Origin of the sequence: Pelomonas caseinilytica (assembly GCF_021353235.1) — a bacterium.
GTDB classification, from domain to species: domain Bacteria; phylum Pseudomonadota; class Gammaproteobacteria; order Burkholderiales; family Burkholderiaceae_C; genus Pelomonas; species Pelomonas caseinilytica.
The window spans coordinates 649,550-670,653 of the sequence record NZ_JAJTWT010000003.1; the positions used below are offsets into that span (position 1 = coordinate 649,550).

Below are 21,104 nucleotides of genomic sequence, written 5' to 3' on the forward strand. Positions count from 1 at the left end.
CGGTGCAGTACCCTCCAGGTCTGTCGAGTTCCAGGAGGGCGCCATGAGCCACGCCGCGCAGATTCAGTCGGAAATTCAAGAGCTGGCCGAGCAGGGCCTTTACCGGGCGGCCAACGAGAAGGACGCGTGCGGCCTCGGCTTCGTGGCGCACATCAAGGGCCAGAAGGCGCACTCCATCGTCGAGCAGGGCCTGAAGATCCTCGAGAACCTGGATCACCGCGGTGCCGTGGGCGCTGACAAGTTGATGGGCGACGGCGCGGGCATCCTCATCCAGATTCCGGACGAGTACTACCGCGAGGAGATGGCCAAGCAGGGCATCAGCCTGCCGCCTCCCGGCGAATACGGTGTCGGCATGATCTTCCTGCCGAAGGAGCATGCCTCCCGCCTGGCCTGTGAGCAGGAACTGGCGCGGGCGGTCAAGGCCGAGGGCCAGGTGCTGCTGGGCTGGCGCGACGTGCCGGTGGACCGCGACATGCCCATGTCGCCCACCGTGCGCGAGAAGGAGCCGGTGATCCGCCAGATCTTCATCGGCCGCGGCCCGGACATCATCGTGCCCGACGCCCTGGAGCGAAAGCTCTACGTCATCCGCAAGACGGCCTCCAGCGCCATCCAGGCGCTCAAGCTCACGCACAGCCGCGAGTACTACGTGCCGTCGATGAGCTGCCGCACCGTCATCTACAAGGGCCTGCTGCTGGCCGACCAGGTCGGCAAGTACTACAAGGACCTGGCCGACCCGCGGGTCGTCTCGGCCATCGCCCTGGTGCACCAGCGCTTCTCCACCAACACTTTCCCCGAGTGGCCCCTGGCCCACCCCTACCGCATGGTCTGCCACAACGGCGAGATCAACACGGTCAAGGGCAACTTCAACTGGATGCGCGCCCGCGAAGGCGTGATGAAGTCGCCGGTGCTGGGTGACGACCTGAAGAAGCTCTACCCGATCAGCTTCGAGCACCAGTCCGACACGGCTACCTTCGACAACGCCATCGAGTTGCTGACGATGGCCGGCTACCCGCTCGCCCACGCCGCCATGATGATGATCCCGGAGGCCTGGGAGCAGCACGAGGGCATGGACGAGCGCCGCCGCGCCTTCTACGAGTACCACGCTGCGATGATGGAGCCCTGGGACGGCCCCGCCGCCATGGCTTTCACCGACGGCCGCCAGGTCTGCGCCGCCCTCGACCGCAACGGCCTGCGCCCGGCCCGCTACTGCATCACGGACGACGACCTCGTCGTCATGGCGTCGGAGTCCGGGGTGCTGCCCATCCCCGAGAGCAAGATCGTCAAGAAGTGGCGCCTGCAGCCCGGCAAGATGTTCCTCATCGACCTGGAGCAGGGCCGCATCGTCGATGACGAAGAACTGAAGAACCAGTTCGCCAACGCCCGCCCCTACCGCCAGTGGATCGAGAACGTCCGCGTCAAGCTGGACGACATTGCCGTCCCCGAGGCCGCCCGGCCGGGCTTCGCCACCTCGCTGCTCGACCGCCAGCAGGCTTTCGGCACGACCCAGGAGGACATCAAGTTCCTGCTCGCCCCGATGGCGGCCAACGCCGAGGAGGGCATCGGCTCCATGGGCAACGACTCGCCGCTGGCGGTCCTGTCCAGCAAGAACAAGCCGCTCTACAACTACTTCAAGCAGCTCTTCGCCCAGGTCACGAACCCGCCGATCGACCCGATCCGCGAGAACATCGTGATGTCGCTGAACAGCTTCATCGGCCCGAAGCCCAACCTGCTGGACATCAACGCCGTCAACCCGCCGATGCGCCTGGAGGTCAGCCAGCCCATCCTGGACTTCGACGACATGGCCCGCCTGCGTGGCATCGAGGCGCCCACCAACGGCAAGTTCAAGCCCAGCGAGCTCGACATCACCTACCCGCGCGAGTGGGGCCGTGCCGGCGTCGAGGCCCAACTGGCCTCCCTGTGCGCCTCGGCCGTGGACGCGATCAAGACCGGCCACAACATCCTCATCATCACGGACCGCCATCTCGGCCGCGACCGCATCGCCATCCCGGCGCTGCTGGCGCTGTCTGCCGTGCATCACCACCTGGTGCGCGAGGGCCTGCGCACGACGGCTGGCCTGGTCGTCGAGACCGGCACCGCCCGCGAGGTGCACCACTTCGCCGTGCTGGCCGGTTATGGCGCCGAGGCCGTCCACCCCTACCTGGCCCTCGAGACGCTGGAGGCCATGAGCGATGAGCTGCCCGCCAAGCTCACCGCCGAGCAGGCCCGCTACAACTACATCAAGGCGGTGGGCAAGGGCCTGTCCAAGATCATGTCCAAGATGGGCATCTCGACTTACATGTCCTACTGCGGCGCGCAAATCTTCGAAGCCATCGGCCTGAAGGCCGACTTCGTCGAGAAGTACTTCCGCGGCACGGCCACGCAGGTCGGTGGCATCGGCGTGTTCGAGGTGGCGGAAGAAGCCATCCGCATGCACGAGGCCGCCTTCGGTGACGACCCCGTCCTCGAGAACATGCTGGACGCCGGCGGCGAATACGCCTGGCGCAGCCGTGGCGAAGAGCACATGTGGACGCCCGACGCCATCGCCAAGCTGCAGCACAGCTCGCGCAGCGGCAAGTTCGAGACCTACAAGGAATACGCCCAGATCATCAACGACCAGAGCAAGCGGCACATGACGCTGCGCGGCCTGTTCGAGTTCAAGTTCGACCCGTCCAAGGCGGTGCCGCTGGAGGAGGTCGAGCCGGCCTCCGAGATCGTCAAGCGCTTCGCCACCGGCGCCATGTCGCTGGGTTCCATCTCCACCGAGGCGCATGCGACGCTGGCCGTGGCCATGAACCGCATCGGCGGCAAGAGCAACACGGGCGAGGGCGGTGAAGACCCGGCCCGCTACCGCAACGAGCTCAAGGGCATCAAGATCACCGGCGGCAGCAAGGTCGGCGACGTGCTCGGCCACAAGATCATGGCGGCCGATTACGAGCTGCAGGACGGCGACAGCCTGCGCTCCAAGATCAAGCAGGTGGCTTCGGGCCGCTTCGGGGTGACCACCGAATACCTCGTCAGCGCCGACCAGATCCAGATCAAGATGGCCCAGGGCGCCAAGCCCGGCGAAGGTGGCCAGTTGCCCGGCGGCAAGGTCAGCGAGTACATCGGCTTCCTGCGCCACTCCGTGCCGGGCGTGGGCCTCATCAGCCCGCCGCCTCACCACGACATCTACTCCATCGAAGACCTCGCCCAGCTCATCCACGACCTGAAGAACGTCAACCCCAGGGCGGACGTCTCGGTCAAGCTGGTGTCCGAGGTGGGCGTGGGCACGGTGGCCACCGGTGTCGCCAAGTGCAAGGCCGACCACATCGTCATCGCCGGCCACGACGGCGGCACGGGCGCCTCGCCCTGGTCGTCCATCAAGCACTGCGGCACGCCCTGGGAGCTGGGCCTGGCCGAGGCGCAGCAGACGCTGGTGCTCAACCGCCTGCGAGGCCGCGTGCGCGTGCAGGCCGACGGCCAGATGAAGACCGGCCGCGACGTCGTCATCGGCGCGCTGCTGGGCGCCGACGAGTTCGGCTTCGCGACCGCGCCGCTGGTGGCCGAGGGCTGCATCATGATGCGCAAGTGCCACCTCAACACCTGCCCGGTGGGTGTGGCCACGCAGGACCCGGTGCTGCGCAAGAAGTTCACCGGCCGCCCCGAGCACGTCGTCAACTACTTCTTCTTCGTCGCGGAAGAGGCGCGCCAGATCATGGCCCAGCTGGGCGTGCGCAAGTTCGACGAACTCATCGGTCGCTCTGACTGGCTGGACACCAAGAAGGCCATCAGCCACTGGAAGGCCAAGGGCCTGGACTTCTCCCGCATCTTCCACCGCCCGAGCGTTCCGGCCGATGTCTCGCGCATCCACAACGACGTGCAGGACCACGGCCTGGAGCGTGCCCTGGACGTCAAGCTCATCGAGAAGTGCCTGCCGGCCTTCGAGAAGGGCGAGAAGGTGCAGTTCATGCAGGAGGTGACCAACGTGCGCCGTTCGGTCGGTGCGCGCCTGTCGGGTGAACTGATCCGCCGCAAGCCCGAGGGCCTGCCGGACCACACCGTCTTCATCCAGATGGAAGGCACGGGCGGCCAGAGCTTCGGCGCCTTCCTGGCGCAAGGCATCACGTTCTACCTGATCGGTGACGCGAACGACTACACCGGCAAGGGCCTGTCCGGCGGACGCGTCGTCGTGCGCCCGAGCATCGACTTCCGCGGCGACGCCACCAAGAACATCATCGTCGGCAATACGGCGCTTTACGGCGCGACCCGCGGCGAGGCCTTCTTCCGCGGTGTGGCTGGCGAGCGCTTCGCCGTGCGCCTGTCGGGCGCGACGGCCGTCGTCGAGGGCACGGGCGACCATGGTTGCGAGTACATGACCGGCGGCACCGTCGCCGTGCTGGGCAAGACCGGCCGCAACTTCGCGGCGGGCATGAGCGGCGGCATCGCCTACGTCTATGACGAGGACGGCCACTTCGCCAAGCGTTGCAACACCAGCATGGTCTCGCTGGAGAAGCTGCTGCCGGCGCACGAGCAGGAAACCAGCGTCGACAAGGCCATCTGGCACCGCACCAAGGCCGTCGACGGCACCGACCGCGAGCCCCAGACCGACGAGGCCATCCTCAAGCGGCTGCTGGAGGACCACCACCGCTGGACCGGCAGCCAGCGCGCCCGCGACATCCTCGACCACTGGGCCGAGTCGCGCACCAAGTTCGTCAAGGTGTTCCCGAACGAATACCGCCGCGCGCTGGGCGAGCTCAACGCCGCCAAGGAAGCCGCACAAACCATCGCCCAGGCCAAGGCGCCTGAGGCCGCGAAAGTCTGAGGAGCATCGCCGTGGGAAAAGTCACCGGCTTCATGGAGTACGAGCGTCTGGAAGAGGGCTACGAGCCCGTCGCCGCTCGCGTCAAGAACTACAAGGAATTCGTCATCGGGCTGAACGTCGAGCAGGCCAAGCAGCAGGGCGCGCGCTGCATGGACTGCGGCACGCCGTTCTGCAACAACGGCTGCCCGGTCAACAACATCATCCCGGACTTCAATGACCTGGTTTACAAGGGCCGTCCCGAGGACTGGAAGCAGGCCATCACGGTACTGCACAGCACCAACAACTTCCCCGAGTTCACGGGCCGCATCTGCCCCGCACCCTGCGAGGCGGCCTGCACGCTGAACGTCAACGATGACGCGGTGGGCATCAAGTCCATCGAGCACGCCATCATCGACCGCGCCTGGGCCGAAGGCTGGGTGCTCCCGCAGCCGCCCAAGGCCAAGACCGGCAAGACCGTCGCCGTCGTCGGCTCCGGCCCCGCGGGCCTGGCCGCCGCCCAGCAACTGGCGCGCGCGGGCCACAGCGTCACGGTGTTCGAGAAGAACGACCGTGTCGGCGGCCTGCTGCGTTATGGCATCCCGGACTTCAAGATGGAGAAGTCCCACATCGACCGCCGTGTCGAGCAGATGAAGGCCGAGGGTGTCGAGTTCCGCACCGGCGTGCTCGTTGGTGCGATGCCCGAGGGCAGCAAGGTCACCAACTGGGCCAAGGAGACCATCTCGGCCGACGAGTTGAAGGCGCAGTTCGATGCCGTGGTGCTGACCGGCGGCGCCGAGCAGTCGCGCGACCTGCCCGTGCCGGGCCGGGAACTCTCCGGCGTGCACTTCGCGATGGAGTTCCTGCCGCAGCAGAACAAGGTGAACGCGGGCGACAAGCTCAAGGCCCAATTGCGCGCCGACGGCAAGCACGTCATCGTCATCGGCGGCGGCGACACCGGCAGCGACTGCGTGGGCACAAGCAACCGCCATGGCGCCAAGAGCGTGACGCAGTTCGAGCTGCTGCCCCAGCCGCCCGAAGTGGAAGACCGGCCGCTGACCTGGCCCTACTGGCCCATCAAGCTGCGCACCTCGTCCAGCCACGAGGAGGGCTGCGATCGCGAGTTCGCCATCGCCACCAAGGAGTTCATCGGCGAGAAGGGCAAGCTCACCGGCGTCAAGACCGTGCGACTGCAATGGCAGGGCGGCAAGATGACCGAGATCGAAGGCAGCGAGCAGATCTTGAAGGCCGACCTGGCCCTGCTGGCCATGGGCTTCGTGTCGCCGGTGGCGTCGGTGCTCGAGGCCTTCGGCGTGGACAAGGACGCGCGTGGCAACGGCAAGGCCTCGACCGAGGGCGCGAACGCCTACCGCACCAACGTCGACAAGGTCTTCGCGGCCGGCGACATGCGCCGCGGCCAGAGCCTCGTCGTCTGGGCCATCCGCGAAGGCCGCCAGGCCGCCAAGGCGGTGGACGAATACCTGATGGGGGCGAGCTGCCTGCCGCGCTGATCACGCTGCCTGAACGACGAAAGCCGCCCTCGGGCGGCTTTCGTCTTTTGGGGGCTCTGAAGCCTCAGTTCCGGATGACGATCTCGCGCCAGTTCAGGCGCTGCAGGCCGATGGCTCCGGGCGGCGTCACTTCCTGGCCGCCAGTCCGTCCCTTGTCGTCGCCGTAGACGACGCGAACCTTGGTGGGGTCGCTGCCGGTCGGCGGGTCGGCAATGATCTGCACGTCGACGACGACGCCATCGGGCGGGCTGACGTAGCACGACGAGCTGGCGCCCTTGAGCGCGCAGGACCCCGAGCCCAGGTCGATGGCGAAGACACGGCTGTTGCCGTTGGGCGAGCAGGCGTCGCCTGAGCTGGGCGCCGTGGCCGCGAACGACACGATGCCGTAGTAGGACACGGGATCCGACAGCACGCGCCAGCCAGGCCCGCCCGCCGAGACGCCCAGGTCCAGATACCAGCCCACCTGGGTGCGCAGATCCAGCGTGATCTTGGTGCTCAGGTCGGTCAGCTGGCGCATGTTCGTCACGGTGAACGGGAAGCTGAGCCCCGAGGGCAGGTCGGCCGCCGTGCTGAAGAAGGCGTTGGTGCCATCCAGGATGGCGAAGAAGCGCTGCGCCTGGGAGCTGTTCAGGTCGCTGGAGTCCAACAGGCGGCCCGTGCCGACGGTGATGTAACGCCGGTTGGTGCCAGGTTGCACCACGGGCAGTGGCTTGCTGGTGATGGGCAGCGCATTGCCGTCCGAGCCCGTCAGCGTGGCCAGCTTGAGCGGTGCCGGGTAGCCGGACGAACCGGTCACGTCCAGCCGCCACAGGTTGCCCATCAGGTCGCCGCCGTAGATGGCATCGGCAACGCCTTCGCTGAGGTCGATGATGAAGGCATTGAGGTGGGCCAGGCCCATCTGGTTGCTCGCCGAGCAGGTGTCGCAGTCGACGGCGACCTTCTCCAGCAGCGCCCCGGTACGCGGGTTGATGAAGAAGAAGTAGCCGCGGCCGTTGCTGTTGTTGTAGCCCGAAGCGGCCACGACGACCCAGCCGTACTTGCGTGTCCGCACCACGACCGGTTGAGCGTAGGTGTAGCCCAGGTCCGCGTCGGTGAATTCCCACAGCACCTTCTGCGCCGCGGTTGCCTCGTTGGTGACGGAGGCGGGGTTGGTGACGTCCAGTGCGTAGATGGCCTTGCCCCCCTTGCCCAGCCCTCCCACCAGCAGCGTGCGCCAGTCCGTGCCGCTGCCGCCGGCGGTGCGGCCCAGGTCGACGTCCACGGCCATCGGTGTCGCGTCCACCAGGAAGTGGTGGGTGAAGTCGGGCTTGCCGACCGAGGCCAGCCCGTTGACGTTGGGCGTCGACGTCGGACCGTTGAAGAGCGTGCCTGGCACATAGGCGAAGACCTCACGGCCCGCCGTGGTGCCTGTCAGGTTGCCGTCGATGGCGTGCAGCATGCCGGTGTTCGTGCCGGCATACACCATCGGGGTGCGGCTGGCATAGGTGGTCTTGAAGCTGTCGTAGCCAGGGTTGCTCACGGCCGAGTAGGGCGCCGAAGGCGGCCCGACCGGCCGAACCTTGGCATTGACGATGTCGCCGACCAGGGTCGCTCGGTCGCGGTAGGCGCGGGTGGAGTTGCTCGCCGTCGAGGAGCGTTCGTTCGTGCGGTCGCCGCGGAGGTAGTTGAGATAGTTCACCGAATCGTCGCCGGTGACGTAGTCGGTGTTCAGCAGCGACAGCTGTGTCGACGAGATGCTGGTGCTGCGCAGCGGCACGCCGGCGCGTGTCGAGGTGTTGTAGGTGACGATGTTGCGCCCGCCGTCCCAGCCGGTGCCGGCCGCCTGGACAGCCAGCTTGTCGGAGAAGTTCCAGCGCGTGTCCAGGTTGGGCTTGCCGGTGTCCGTGTTGATCGTGGCCAGGCTGGCCACCACGTCGCCCGTCCAGGTCTTGGCGTCGTACTTGGCCGCATAGGACGAAACGCCGAGCGTGGCGATCTGGGGCACCGAAGTGACGAAGGACGTCGAATAGGCGCTCAGCTGGGAGGCGATGCTGGAGAAGGTTTTGGTGAGGCCCGCCACCATCTGGTCCGCACGGGCGGCGGTGTAGTAGTTGTCCGGCCTCGGATCGCCATTGGGCACGGTGTCCGTGGTGGTGTACCACCAGCTCTTGGTCGAGGCGTCCTTCTTGAACTGGTCGGCGGTCGCGGTCGAGTCCGAGTAGTTGTCGGGCACCTTGAAGCCGCCGAACTTGGCTGCCAGGTAGAACTGGTTGTTGGCCTTGAAGGCGCCGTATTCCAGCACGTCCAGCCAATAGGTCTGGATGGTCTGGGTGCCGGGCCAGTCCGGGCGGATATCGCTGATGTTGGCCCAGTAGGCCAGGCCGGCCATCAGCGCGCCGTTGTTGGTGCAGCAGCCGTTATAGCCCTGGACGGTACCGAGCGAGGTACCCAGGCCCTGCAGGACGCCGACGCGGTTGGTCCAGTCGACGGTATTCATGGTTGTGTCGTTGCTGACCTCCGCGGGCTTCGCAGGCTCCGATGCGCCAGTGGCGCCGGGCAGGTTGCGGTCGGCATGGGTGTTGACGTCGCCGATGCCGAGGATGAAGTTGCGCTGGCAGGAATACTGGATCGGGTCGTCCCAGTTCGTGATGACGGGAAATCCATCGGCCCAGGTCGCCAGGGTGGCCGCATCGGCGTTGCCTGGCGCGGTCCAGGCTGCCACATTGCCCTTGTTGCGCAGATATCGCTGCGCCGCGTAGTACAGCTCACCCACCGGGTCGTAGGTCTTGTAGGTGCTGGTGGCGCTGGGGTTGATCTCCCCGAACTTGTTGAGATAGTTCATCACCCCGCTGTTGTTGACCGTCACGCCGAAGGCGGTGGCGTCGGCGGTGTCGGGGTTGGACAGCATCACGCCCGTGGAGGCGTCCCACTCGGCCTTCGAATTCGCCACCGGCAGGCCGCCCGGCACAGGCATCGAGGGGCCGATGAACTTCTGCTTGGCCCTCAACACGCCACCGTCGCGCGTGACGACGTTGTTGGAGATGCGGCTGTCGTTGAGGTAGCCGAAGGCGCTGTAGCGGATCTTGTCGGCGTACTGCTGCATCAGCCCGGTCGGCTTGTAGTTGCCGTTGGGATAGAGCGTGCAGTTGCTCTCCATGGCGTCCAGGCCGAGCGAGGTATCGCAGACCTTGACGCGGATGAAGATCTCGTAGAGCTTGTCGTGTTGGTAGTTCGCGCCGGGGTTGTAGGCCGTGGCCGCGTTGCCGTAGTTGGGGGCCGGCGTGGTCGTCGCCGACGTCATGAAGCGCATCTTGTTGCCCAGCGCCGCGATGCGCGTGGCGATGCCGGCCGCGTTCGAGAAGGGCGTGGCGCCGGACACCGTGGCGTTGCCCGAGACGCTGCTGTCGGGGAAATTGTTGGTGCCGCCCTGATTGGTGGCCCAGGCTTTCTCGAGCACCGTCAGTGTCGTCGTGTCGGTGACCCGGTAGCCACCCGTCAGCGCCCAGCGGAACGGGTCGATGGTCTGCATCGACGCCCAGTTCAGGTAGTTGCCGCTCCACTGACCGGTGCAGGTGCGATTTGGCGCCTTGGCCACCGGATAGAAGTAGTTGTCGGTGCTGATGCCGTCGGTGTAGCGGTAGGCATAGCACTTCTGTGGATCGAAGTAGCCGATGTAGGTGTTGGCGGCCGAATAGGTGCCTCGCGGATGGGCGACGCTGTTGGCGGTCGGGAACTCGACGGACAGTGCCAGCGCCAGGTTGCCCGGCACGTTGACGGCGGAAAACACCGGCTGGTCGGCCAGGCGGACCTGGGCTGTCGTCGTGGCTGCGATCGACAGCAGGCTGAGGGCTGCGACCACGCTGCGAGCGCTGGCAATGCGGACTGCGTTCATGATTGACCTCGACGCGCCTTGGGGCGGTGTCTCAATTGGTGGTGAACGTGGACTGGAAGAACGACACCGTGTTGCGCGGGCCGGTCACTTTCAGCGTCATGCGGAAGATCGCCTGCGCGGGCGGGGACGGCTTGGGCGCCTCGTTCGATGCCCCACCGAAGACCTGTTGGTTGGCCATGGTGCAGGTGCTGGGCGTGCAAGGCCCCGCGGTCGTCGCCATGCGGTCGATCACGTAGCGGATCTTGACGCGCATTACATCCACGGAGATGTCGGGTGCGCTGCCGACGGCCGCGAAGGCGGCGTCATTCAGCAACGCGGTCGGGATGCCCTGGGCATTGGTGGGCAGCAGGGTGGCGCTGTAGTTGGCCGACTTCATATCGGCATTGCGGGCGGCTTCGGTGGACAGCGCGCCGCCAGCGCGCACGGCCTGCATGGCCAATTGAATCGCCCGCTCGCCCTGGTTGGTGAGGTCGCGCTTGAAGCCGATGTTGCCCAGCGTGAACTGGCTGCTGCTCACGGAGCGCGAAATGGCCACCGCACCGATCATGAGGATGACCAGCGTGATGAGGGCGAAGACCAGGACGATGCCGCGCTGCTGGCGCCGGTGCGGAGATGGGGCGCAGTGGTGTTTCATGGCGGCTAACGGGAGTAGCGGACATTGCGCAACGGCACGGTGAACTCCACGGTGCGGTAGCGCTGGGTCGTCGTGCCGGCGGGGACGGTGTAGGTGTACTGCAAGGCCGCCGGCAGGTCGCCGAACAGCGTGAGCTTCGGCGTGGTGACATCGCTCTTCTCGGCCTGGTCGCTGCGCAGCACCAGGCCCACGCGCACCGCCAGGATGGACTGCAGATTCGTCTGCGCCGCCGCAGTACCGGCACTGAGCGCAGCCGCTGTGTAGCCGTTGGCCGTGGGCGCCACCCAGTTGGCGACCGTCCGGTTGGCTGGCACGGGGGCCAGCGGCAGCGCCGCGACGCCGTAGCGCACCCGCATGTCGACGACACCCTCGACAAGCGCCTGGGTGCCTGCCGTCAACTGCAGCAGGTCATAGGCCATGAGCCGGTTGTTGTCGTCGATGCCCAGCAGCTGCAGCCGGGGATTGTTGCCGGTCACATTGCCCAGCGCCGAGATGGTCGTGTTGCCGACGGCATAGCCCGCCAGTGCGACGCCATTGATCACATCGGCCGCATACCGCCCCCCGAAGGTGAGCACTTCGGCGGCTCCGCCGGCGAACCCCGGCCCCACTTGCTCGAGCATGCAGTTGACGGGCGGGGCGGCTTGCGGCTGCGACACCAGCACCAGGTCGCCCCCGCGCATGCCCAGCGTGTTGGGCAACCTCACCTGGCCGGCAGCGGCCGTTCCCGGCACCACCTGCATCGCGGTTTCGGCCAATCCCGAATTGCCGGTGGCCACGGCGATCACGTCCGATCCGCCGGCCCCGGCGCCAGCATGGACGATCAGCGGTGCCAGTACGGGATTCTGCGGAATGGCAGCGAAGGGGGCGGGAAACGCGGTGGGCGACGGCAGCAACTGCGCGTTGTCGCGAGAGACCAGCAGCGTGCAGCTGTAGTTGCTGCCGACGGCCTGGCTGAAGCCTGCTCCGGCACTGCGCAGTTCTTGGTCCAGCAGATAGGACGCATAGGCCGCATTGCTGGTCAGGTCGTTGCCGGAGGTGACGCCGCGGCGCACGGCCTCCTGGCGGGCGACCATGGTGGAGATCGTCAGCGTCAGCACGAGGCCGATGACCACCGCCACCATCAGCTCGGGCAGGGAGAAGCCGCTGTTGTGACCTGTAGGCGCTTTCATCACGGGATCACCACGTCGGTGGCATAACGATAGCTGTCGGTGGCGCTGCCGGTGGGCTTCCAGGTCAGGGTGATGCGCGCGGTATTGCCGTTGACGACCACCGTGCCGTTGCCGCTTGGCATGCCGCCGCTGGCGGGGTCGGCGGCGCGGGCGGCCCAGGGCTTCACCACGGTCGCATCGTCCACGTTCACCGTGTTGGCGTTGATCATCAAGGCGGCCATCTCGTTGGCCAGCAACGCTGCCCGCTGCGCATCCTCGGTCGTGACGGAGGCCTGCAAGGCCCTGGCCTGCAAAGTGAGCAGACCCAGCAGCCCGAACGAGATGATCAGGACGCCCACCAGCATCTCGATGAGCGAGAAGCCGCGGGCCGGCGTTGTCTTGGCGTGCTTCACCACGGATCTCCTCATCTGCAGCCATCCGGCGCGCTCTTGGCCTTGCCCGGATCGCACATGCGCACGGCGCCCGACAGCGAGACGTCCAGTTGCAAGGGACGGTTCTCGGCGCCGCCGGTCGTCGGCTCGACGCGGAAGGTGATGGCATTCGCGGTGCAGTCCTGACCGATGGCCGCCGGATTGGTCAGCGTCGTCTGCCGGCCATCGCCTGCGAAACACAGGGCTGCCGCCTGCGTCGACGTTGAAATCTTGACGCCCGTCGAGACGTCCGTCAGCACGCCGCACTGAATGGCTTCAGGCACGTCGTCCGTCATCAGCGGGTTGGGTACCGAGCGGATCTGCCACTGCATGCCTGCAGCATCGGCCGTCGAGGTGGTCAAGCATTCCTTGCTGCTGGTGCGAAACAGCACGACCGACTGGTTGCGCCGCTGCGCCTCGGCCTGGGCCAGCCGGATGCTGGCCTGAAGGGCCTCCGCCACGGTGCGCACGCGTGCATTGCGGATCCAGGTCGTGAAGTTCGGGACCGCCATGGCCATCAGCACGGCCAGCACGCTGACCGCGACCAGCAGCTCGACGAGGCTGAAACCGCGGTCCGGGGCGTTCAGCATGATTCGCCCTTCTTCATGATCCACTTGCTGGTGCAGGTGCTGCCCCAGCCGGACGGCACCGCCGTTGTCGCGCGCACGTCCTGCTGGTTGATCGTGTACTTGAAGCCGCTGACCGGGCCGCTGCCGACCGCCTCGAGGACGAATTCCTTGTCTGTAGCTTTGGTGCAGCCGATGAGGAAGCTGCCGAAAGTCCGAGCCGACGTGGTGGCGTTGTTGCAGGGCGACACGAAGGTGCCGCTGTCGGCATAGGTGCGGTTGTCCTGGTAGTAGCGCTCCATCTGCGCCCGCATGGTGGCCAAGCCGGTGCTCGCGTCGGCAAGCCGGCTGCGCGTCACATAACTCGTGTACTGCGGGACTGCCACGGCAGCCAGGATGGCGATGATGGCGACGGTGATCATCACCTCGATGAGCGTGAAGCCTCGGGCGGGGACAGGTCGGGCTTGACGGGGCATGGCGACGTTTTCCTAGAGCAGATGCCGGGTATTTTGGTGTCGGGCGCCTGGCCCGGATAACCGCCTGTCGTGACGGCGCGAACGCTGGTCGTCGGCGGGTGTCGATTCGTGAACTGGCGCACACATCAAGCGGCATCTCCGCGTGTCCAATCGTAGGTGGCCGCAACCAGGCGTAACCACGCGGCGCATGGCGAGGCGCGCGAGCCATCCGAGGCCGTCGGACGGGCGAACTACCCCGGCTGCGCGGCCCTCTCCGTGTTTCCCCTATCATGGCGCCCTTCTTTTCCGCCCCGGCTCCGCCTGACTGCGTGAACCCCACTTCCACCGTACCCCTGATCGAACTGCGCAACGTCAGCTGCGGCTACGGCGACCGCGTGATCCTGGACGGCGTCAACCTCAAGCTCGAACGGGGCAAGGTGCTGGCGCTGATCGGCACGTCCGGCGGCGGCAAGACGACGGTGTTGCGCCTGCTCGGCCGGCAGATCCGCCCCATCACCGGCGAGGTCCTCTTCGACGGGCAGGACATCGCCCCGCTGAACCTCAAGGACCTGTACGCCGTGCGCCGGCGCATGGGCATGCTGTTCCAGTTCGGCGCACTGTTCACCGACCTCACCGTGTTCGAGAACGTCGCCTTCCCGCTGCGCGAGCACACCGACCTGCCCGAGGCGATGATCCGCGACCTGGTGCTCATGAAGCTGAACGCCGTCGGCCTGCGCGGCGCGCGAGACCTGATGCCCAGCGAGGTCTCGGGCGGCATGGCCCGCCGCGTGGCGTTGGCGCGGGCCATCGCGCTGGACCCCGACCTGGTGCTTTACGACGAGCCTTTCGCCGGCCTCGACCCCATCTCCCTGGGCGTGGCGGCCCGGCTGATCCGCGACCTCAACGATGCCTTGGGCCTGACCAGCGTCATCGTCTCGCACGACCTGCACGAGACTTTCGAGATCGCCGACGAGGTCGCCATGATCGCCAACGGCCGCGTGGTGGCCCAGGGCACGCCGGATGAGTTGCGGCACAGCGACGATCCGCTGGTGCGGCAGTTCGTCGGCGCCGAGGCGGATGGCCCGGTGCATTTCCATCAGCCGGCGCGGCCGGTGGCCGAGGATTTCGGGGTGGCCCGATGATCGCCCTGGCCACGCGCATCGGCGCCAGCGTCAGGCTGGCCCTGACCGACGTCGGGGCGTCGGCGCGCCTCTTCCTCGCGCTGCTTGCCCGCTCGCCGCAAGCCCTGGTGCGCTTCGTCCTCGTGCGCGAGCAGGTCTTCTATCTGGGCAACCGCTCGCTGTCCATCATCGGCGTGTCGGGGCTGTTCGTCGGCTTCGTCCTGGCGCTGCAGGGCTACTACACGCTGCAACGCTACGGCTCGGCCGAGGCGGTGGGCCTGCTGGTGGCCTTGAGCCTGGTGCGTGAACTGGGTCCGGTCGTCACGGCGCTGCTCTTCGCAGGCCGCGCCGGTACATCCCTCACGGCGGAGATCGGCCTGATGAAGGCCGGCGAGCAGCTGACGGCGATGGAAATGATGGCCGTGGACCCGGTGCAGCGCGTGCTGGCGCCGCGCTTCTGGGGCGGCTTCATCGCCATGCCCTTACTTGCGGCAGTCTTCTCGGCGGTCGGCATCATCGGCGGCTGGCTGGTGGCGGTGCCGTTGATCGGCATCGATTCCGGGGCCTTCTGGTCGCAGATGCAGGGGGGCGTGGAGGTCTTCGCCGACGTCGGCAACGGCGTGGTGAAGAGCCTGGTCTTCGGCGTGACGGTGACCTTCGTGGCCCTGCTGCAGGGCTACACCTGCAGCCCCACGCCTGAGGGCGTGTCGGCCGCCACCACGCGCACCGTCGTGCTGTCGTCCCTGGCCGTGCTCGGCCTGGACTTCATGCTGACCGCGATGATGTTTTCGATTTGAATGGAGTCAGGGAGTACACATGCAAGCCTCTCGACATGACGCCTGGGTGGGGTTCTTCGTGCTGCTCGGCGGCGCGGCGCTGCTCTTCCTCGCGTTGAAGGCCGGGAATCTGCTCAGCCTCAATTTCGACGCCACCTACCAGGTGTCGGCCCGGTTCGACAACATCGGCGGCCTGAAGCCCAATGCGGCGGTCAAGAGCGCCGGTGTGGTCATCGGGCGGGTGGAGTCGATCAGCTTCGACGACAAGACCTTCCAGGCCAGGGTGGTCATCAACCTGAACAAGGCCACCCAGTTCCCCAAGGACAGCTCGGCCAAGATCCTGACTTCGGGCCTGCTTGGCGAGCAGTACATCGGCCTGGAGCCGGGCGCCGACGAGAAGAACCTCGCCAGCGGCGACGTCATCAAGCAGACCCAGAGCGCTGTGGTGCTGGAGAACCTCATCGGCCAGTTCATCAACAGCAAGGCGGCCGACATGGGCAGCAGCGCCGCTCCGGCCTCGGGAGGCAAGCCGTGAGTCGCCTGATTCGCTGGATGGCGCTGCTGGCGTTGGTGCTGGGCCTGGGCGGCTGCCAGACCATGCATGGCGTGGGCCAGAAGCTGCAGGGCGCCGTCGACAAGGTGATGGGCTCCAAGGGCCAGAAGCTCGATCCGTGGGAGTCCTGGAACCGCAAGGTCTTCGCCTTCAACGAGAAGCTCGACGAGAACGTGTTGAAGCCGGTGGCCACGGCCTATTCGGAGGTCGTGCCATCGCCCGTGCGTACCGGCATCGGCAATTTCTTCGGCAATATCGGCGACGCTTGGTCGGCCGTGAACCTGATGCTTCAAGGCCGCTTCAAGGCGGGCCTGGAGCAGGGCATGCGGTTTGCCGTCAATTCGACCTTCGGCCTCGTCGGGCTGCTGGACGTCGCCACCGAGGCCGGGCTCGAGAAGAACAGTCAGGACTTCGGCAAGACGCTTGGCAAGTGGGGCATGGGCACCGGCGCCTACGTCGTCTGGCCGGTGTTCGGGCCGTCGTCGGTGCGCGATTCCATTGCGTTGCCGGTCGACTGGCAGGCCTCTCCGGCCGTCGTGTTCGACGATGGTCGCAAGAAGGTGGCCATTACCGCGCTGAACCTCGTCAACACCCGGGCCAATTTCCTGCGTGCGGGCGAGATGCTGGAGGGCATTGCACTGGACAAGTACACCTTCTACCGCGACGCCTACCTGCAGCGGCGTGGCAGCTTCGACGATGACGACGAGGTCGAGCTGCTGGTGCCTGGCAGCGGTGCCTCCGCACCCGAGGCTGCCGCATCGGCGCCAGCCGAACCGGCCTCGGCGGCCTCCGCTGCGGCGCGTTGAACCGGGGCGGCCAACCAAAACCCGGGCCGGCGCGTTAAGCGGCGGTCCCGTTTCCAGAAAGCGACACCATGACCCTGCTGAAATCCCTGCGCCGATTGCTCGCCGTGGCCACCCTGGGCCTCGGCCTGGTGCATGCCGCCCACGCGGCCGACGCCAGCGCGCCCGACCAGTTGATCCGCCAGCTCTCGCTGGAGACCATCGAGGCCCTGAAGGCCGACAAGGACATCCAGGCCGGCAACGTCAACAAGATCATCGCCTTGGTCGACAACAAGGTGATGCCCCATGTCAACTTCCAGCGCATGACGGCCTCTGCCGTCGGTCGCTTCTGGCGCCAGGCCACGCCCGAGCAGCAGAACAAGCTGCAGTCCGAGTTCAAGACGCTGCTCGTACGCACCTATGCCGGCGCTCTCACGCAGGTCAAGGACCAGACCATCGGCCTCAAGCCCTTGCGCGCCCAGCCGACCGACACCGAAGTCGTCGTGCGCACCGAGATCCGCGGCAAGGGCGATCCTATCCAGCTGGACTACCGCCTCGAGAAGGCCGGTGCCGAATGGAAAATCTACGACGTCAATGTCCTGGGCATCTGGCTGGCGGACCAATACCGCAACAGCTTTGCCCAGGAAATCGGCGCCAACGGCATCGACGGCCTGATCAAGAGCCTGGCCGACAAGAACGCCAAGGCCGCCAGCGCCCCGGCGCCGGCCAAGGGCTGATCTTGAGCGGCCTGAAGCTGCCCTCCCGGCTGCGCATGGACGGCGCCCGCGGCGCCTGGGCGCAAATGTCGCCCGCCTTGCGCGCCGAGGCGGCCCAGGTGCTGGCCGCGGCGGGCCGTGAGGTGCGGCTGTCGGCCGCGGAGCTCACCGACTTCGATTCCTCGGCCCTGAGCCTGCTGCTGTCGGCTGCCCGCCAGTGCACCGAGCAGGGCGTGACGCTCAAGCTCAACGATGCGCCCGACAAGCTGCGGGAGCTGGCCCGCGTCTATGGCGTGGCCGAACTGCTCTGGCCGGCGGCGCCGGCCTGAAGGCCGTCAGCCTGCGTAGCGCTTGGCGCGCAGGTTCTTCTTGATCTCTTGCAGCATGGGCCGCAGCTGCTGGCCCAGCTTGAGCGCCACGCCGGTCGTCAGGATGTCGACCGCGATGAGGTGCAGCAGCCGCGACACCATGGGGCTGTAGCGGTCGAAGTCCTCGGGGTGGTCCACGGCCAGCAGGATCTGGCCTGGGCCCAGCGCCATCTGCGCGAGGGGTGAAGCGCTGGCCGTGATGATGATGATGGTCGCGCCCTTCTTGCGGGCGATCTCGGCCGCGTCCAGCAGGTCGCGGCTGCGGCCCGAGTTGCTGATGATGACGGCGCAGTCGCCGGGTTGCAGCATCGTCGCGCTCATCAACTGCACGTGGCCGTCGCTCGTGGCCACCGTGTTCACGCCGAGGCGGAAGAACTTGTGCTGGGCGTCCTGGGCCACGATGCCGGAGTTGCCGACGCCGTAGAACTCGATGCGCTTGCCGTGGCGGGCCGAGTCGGCCAGGGTGTCGATGGCGCGCTCGAAGGCGTGGCTGGCGGCGTCGTTGCGGTAGTGCAGCAGAGCCGCGACCGCGTTGTCGACCACCTTGACGATGATGTCGGCTGGCTTGTCGTCCTCATCCACGGCACGGTGAACGAAGGGCACGCCCTCGTTGACACTGCCCGCGAGCTTGAGCTTGAAGTCGGCCAGGCCGTCGTAGCCCACGCTGCGGCAGAAGCGCACCACCGTGGGCTTGCTGACGTGCGAGCGGTCGGCCAGTTCGCTGACCGGCAGGCTGGCGAAGCTGCGTGCGTCCGCCAGCAGCAGCTTGGCCACGCGCTGTTCGGCCGGCGGCAGGGCGGGCAGGGCCGCCTTGACTCGTTCGAGGATGCTCACGAGAGGTCTCCCTGAGTGCCGCCCGCGAGGCGGCTCGGGTCCTTCGGCAGGACCTTCATTGTTCTTCCGCCCAGGCGAAGCCGTCGCGCGCGACCAGGGCCGACGCGGCGGCCGGGCCCCAGGAGCCGGCGGCGTAGGGGCGGGGGCCGTTGTTGTCGTTCTCCCAGGCGTCCAGGATGGGCTCGACCCAGCGCCAGGCCTGTTCCTGCTCGTCACTGCGCACGAAGAGGTTCAGGCGGCCGGCAATGGCTTCCAGCAACAGGCGCTCGTAGGCGCCCACGCGTTGCGTCGCGAAGGCCTTGTCGAAGTCCAGGTCCAGCGACACCGGCGTCAACTGCTCGCCGTGGCCGGTGCCCTTCTGTGCCAGCAGTTGAAGCTCCAGGCCGTCTTCCGGCTGCAGCTTGATCACCAGCCGGTTGGGCAGGCTGGCACCGGGGAAGATCTGGTGCGGCACGGGGCGGAAGTTGACGACGATCTGCGCGTCCCGCGCGGCGAGGCGCTTGCCGGTACGCAGGTAGAAGGGCACGCCGGCCCAGCGCCAGTTCTGCACCTCGGTGCGCAGCGCGACGAAGGTTTCGCAGCTGCTGTCCGCCGGCACCTTGACCTCTTCGAGATACCCCGGCACCGGGTGGCCGCCGCACATGCCAGCGCGGTACTGGCCGCGCACGACGTCCCGGCTCACCGATTCGGGCGTGAAGGGCTTGAGCGCCCGCAGCACCTTGAGCTTTTCGTCGCGGATGGCGTCGGCGTCGTTGCTGGCGGGCGGCTCCATGGCGATCATGGTCAGCAGCTGCAGCGCGTGGTTCTGGATCATGTCGCGCAGCGCGCCGGTGCCGTCGTAGAAGGCGCCGCGCGTGCCCACGCCGAGTTGCTCGGCCAGCGTGATCTGGATGTTGGCGATGCTCTCGCGCCGCCACAGCGGCTCGAACAGGGCGTTGCCGAAGCGCAGGGCCATGAGGTTCTGCACCGAAGGCTTGCCGAGGTAGTGATCGATCCGGAAGGCCTGGCGCTCGTGGAAGACCGACCGCACCATGCGGTTGATCTCCTGGGCGCTCGCCAGGTCGTGGCCCAGGGGCTTCTCGAGCACGACGCGCACCTTGTCATGGTTCAGGCCGACGGCGCCGAGCTGCTGGCAGATCCCGGTGAAGAGATGCGGGCTGGTGGCCAGGTAGAGCACCACCGTGTCGGCATTGCGCGCGTCGAGCCAGTCCTTCAGGCCCTGGTAATGCTCGGGCTGGGACAGGTCCATGCGGCGGTAGTGCAGAAGCGCGGCGAAGCGCTCGAACTCTTCGTCGCTGGGTCGCTTGCCGGCCTCCACCTCGCGGAAACGTTCCTTCAACCATTCGCGGTAGCGCTCGTCGGACTGTTCGTCACGCGCGACGGCGAGAATGCGGCCCCCGGCGGGCAGCTTGCCATGGCGGAAGGCCTGGAAGAGCGCGGGCATCAGCTTGCGCCACGTCAGGTCGCCGGTGCCGCCAAAGAACACGAGATCGAAGGACATCTGCGGAGTCTCCAGGCCAGCGCCGCCTCGCTGGGCGGGGCGCTAACCGTTGTGTAACTAAGTTTCGTGAAATACTATGCAGCAGTTTCTTCGCCCGGTCAATCCGGCTTGCCAGTCATGAATCAGCTCGACCAGCTCAAAGCCTTCACCACCGTCGTTGCCGACACGGGCAACTTCCTGCAGCTTGCGCAGTTCGCGCCGCGCGATGCGACGACCAATCCCTCGCTCATCCTCAAGGCCGTTCAGTCGCCGGACTATGCGCCGCTGCTGAAGGCGACCGTCGAGGCGCATCGCGGCCAGCCGTTGGACGAGATCGTCGACCACGTCCTCGTGCGCTTCGGGCTGGAGATCCTGAAGGTCGTGCCCGGCCGCGTGTCCACGGAGGTGGACGCCCGCCTGTCCTTCGACAAGGCCGCCAGCCTGGCGCGGGCTCGACGAATCATTGCCTTGTACGAAGCGGCCGGCGTCCCGCGCGAGCGCGTGCTGATCAAGCTGGCGTCGACGTGGGAAGGTATCCAGGCCGCGGCCGAGCTGGAGCGCGAAGGCATCCGCTGCAACCTGACGCTGCTGTTCGCCTTCTGCCAGGCAGTGGCCTGCGCCGATGCCAAGGTGCAGCTGATCTCGCCGTTCGTGGGCCGCATCTACGACTGGTACAAGAAGTCGGCGGGTGCGAACTGGGACGAGACCGCCATGGCCGGCGTCAACGACCCGGGCGTCAAGTCGGTGAGCCAGATCTACGCCTACTTCAAGCAACACGGCATCAAGACCGAGGTCATGGGCGCGAGCTTCCGCAACATCGGCCAGATCCAGGCGCTGTCGGGTTGCGACTTGCTGACCATCAGCCCCGACCTGCTGGCTCAGCTGCAGGCCAGCGACGCGACGCTGGCGCGTGTGCTGGACCCGGCCCGCGTGCAGCCCATGCCCGTGGTGCACTACGACGAAGCGGGCTTCCGGTTTGCGCTCAACGAAGACGCCATGGCCACCGAGAAGCTGGCCGAGGGCATCCGCCTGTTCGCCGTCGACGCCGGCAAGCTCGACAAGCTCATCGAAGCCTGCTGAC

The 21,104-nt window shown here is 67.0% G+C and carries 17 protein-coding genes; 9 read left to right on the forward strand and 8 right to left on the reverse strand.

Annotation, left to right across the window (positions count from 1 at the left end):
- Positions 1-43: 43 nt before the first annotated feature.
- Both LXT12_RS10210 and LXT12_RS10215 read left to right on the forward strand, forming a co-directional pair.
- Positions 44-4,801 (forward strand): glutamate synthase-related protein, encoded by a 4,758-nt coding sequence (locus LXT12_RS10210; protein ID WP_233391661.1) that lies wholly within the window; start codon positions 44-46, stop codon positions 4,799-4,801.
- An 11-nt stretch (positions 4,802-4,812) separates the two neighbouring features.
- Entirely contained in the window at positions 4,813-6,288 is a 1,476-nt protein-coding gene (locus tag LXT12_RS10215) for a glutamate synthase subunit beta (RefSeq protein WP_233391663.1), read from the forward strand.
- Between the two features lie 64 nt (positions 6,289-6,352).
- On the opposite strand, the gene LXT12_RS10220 is transcribed toward LXT12_RS10215, so the two are convergent.
- Genes LXT12_RS10220 through LXT12_RS10245 form a run of 6 tightly spaced genes read right to left on the reverse strand, consistent with a single transcriptional unit; the run spans position 6,353 to position 13,414 of the window.
- Positions 6,353-10,159: a pilus assembly protein gene (locus tag LXT12_RS10220; protein WP_233391664.1), complete on the reverse strand. Its 3,807-nt coding sequence runs from the start codon at positions 10,157-10,159 to the stop codon at positions 6,353-6,355.
- A 31-nt stretch (positions 10,160-10,190) separates the two neighbouring features.
- Complete coding sequence (locus LXT12_RS10225; protein ID WP_233391666.1) at positions 10,191-10,793, reverse strand: pilus assembly PilX family protein; 603 nt, start codon at positions 10,791-10,793, stop codon at positions 10,191-10,193.
- A 5-nt stretch (positions 10,794-10,798) separates the two neighbouring features.
- Positions 10,799-11,962, reverse strand: coding sequence for a PilW family protein (locus LXT12_RS10230; RefSeq protein WP_233391668.1), 1,164 nt, complete (start codon positions 11,960-11,962; stop codon positions 10,799-10,801).
- A complete protein-coding gene (locus LXT12_RS10235; RefSeq protein ID WP_233391670.1) occupies positions 11,962-12,354 on the reverse strand; it encodes a type IV pilus modification PilV family protein in 393 nt (130 codons plus the stop codon). The genes LXT12_RS10230 and LXT12_RS10235 overlap by 1 nt, the downstream gene beginning before the upstream one ends.
- An 11-nt stretch (positions 12,355-12,365) precedes the next feature.
- A complete protein-coding gene (locus tag LXT12_RS10240; protein WP_233391671.1) occupies positions 12,366-12,962 on the reverse strand; it encodes a GspH/FimT family pseudopilin in 597 nt (198 codons plus the stop codon).
- Positions 12,956-13,414: a type IV pilin protein gene (locus LXT12_RS10245; protein WP_233391673.1), complete on the reverse strand. Its 459-nt coding sequence runs from the start codon at positions 13,412-13,414 to the stop codon at positions 12,956-12,958. The genes LXT12_RS10240 and LXT12_RS10245 overlap by 7 nt, the downstream gene beginning before the upstream one ends.
- Positions 13,415-13,683: 269 nt before the next feature.
- Between LXT12_RS10245 and LXT12_RS10250 the strand changes: the two genes are divergently transcribed.
- The 6 genes from LXT12_RS10250 to LXT12_RS10275 all read left to right on the forward strand — a co-directional run bounded on the left by LXT12_RS10250 (position 13,684) and on the right by LXT12_RS10275 (position 17,670).
- A complete protein-coding gene (locus LXT12_RS10250) occupies positions 13,684-14,535 on the forward strand; it encodes an ABC transporter ATP-binding protein (RefSeq protein ID WP_233391675.1) in 852 nt (283 codons plus the stop codon).
- The gene (mlaE, locus tag LXT12_RS10255; protein WP_233391677.1) at positions 14,532-15,311 is read left to right on the forward strand and encodes a lipid asymmetry maintenance ABC transporter permease subunit MlaE; all 780 of its coding nucleotides are present in this window, start codon (positions 14,532-14,534) and stop codon (positions 15,309-15,311) included. Before LXT12_RS10250 ends, mlaE begins: the two co-directional genes overlap by 4 nt.
- Before the next feature lie 19 nt (positions 15,312-15,330).
- Complete coding sequence (gene mlaD / locus LXT12_RS10260) at positions 15,331-15,825, forward strand: outer membrane lipid asymmetry maintenance protein MlaD (RefSeq protein ID WP_233391678.1); 495 nt, start codon at positions 15,331-15,333, stop codon at positions 15,823-15,825.
- Positions 15,822-16,649, forward strand: coding sequence for an MlaA family lipoprotein (locus tag LXT12_RS10265; protein WP_233391679.1), 828 nt, complete (start codon positions 15,822-15,824; stop codon positions 16,647-16,649). The genes mlaD and LXT12_RS10265 overlap by 4 nt, the downstream gene beginning before the upstream one ends.
- Before the next feature lie 68 nt (positions 16,650-16,717).
- Positions 16,718-17,362, forward strand: a complete 645-nt coding sequence (locus LXT12_RS10270) for an MlaC/ttg2D family ABC transporter substrate-binding protein (RefSeq protein ID WP_233391680.1) — start codon at positions 16,718-16,720, stop codon at positions 17,360-17,362.
- A gap of 2 nt (positions 17,363-17,364) precedes the next feature.
- Entirely contained in the window at positions 17,365-17,670 is a 306-nt protein-coding gene (locus LXT12_RS10275) for an STAS domain-containing protein (protein WP_233391681.1), read from the forward strand.
- Positions 17,671-17,676: 6 nt separating this feature from the next.
- Here the strand turns inward: LXT12_RS10275 and LXT12_RS10280 are convergent, their stop codons facing one another.
- On the reverse strand, positions 17,677-18,537 hold the full coding sequence (locus tag LXT12_RS10280; protein WP_233391811.1) for a MurR/RpiR family transcriptional regulator: 861 nt from the start codon (positions 18,535-18,537) through the stop codon (positions 17,677-17,679).
- A gap of 61 nt (positions 18,538-18,598) precedes the next feature.
- On the reverse strand, positions 18,599-20,044 hold the full coding sequence (gene zwf, locus LXT12_RS10285; RefSeq protein WP_233391682.1) for a glucose-6-phosphate dehydrogenase: 1,446 nt from the start codon (positions 20,042-20,044) through the stop codon (positions 18,599-18,601).
- Between the two features lie 117 nt (positions 20,045-20,161).
- On the opposite strand from zwf, the gene tal reads away from it, so the two are divergent.
- On the forward strand, positions 20,162-21,103 hold the full coding sequence (tal, locus tag LXT12_RS10290; protein ID WP_233391683.1) for a transaldolase: 942 nt from the start codon (positions 20,162-20,164) through the stop codon (positions 21,101-21,103).
- Position 21,104: the final 1 nt, after the last annotated feature.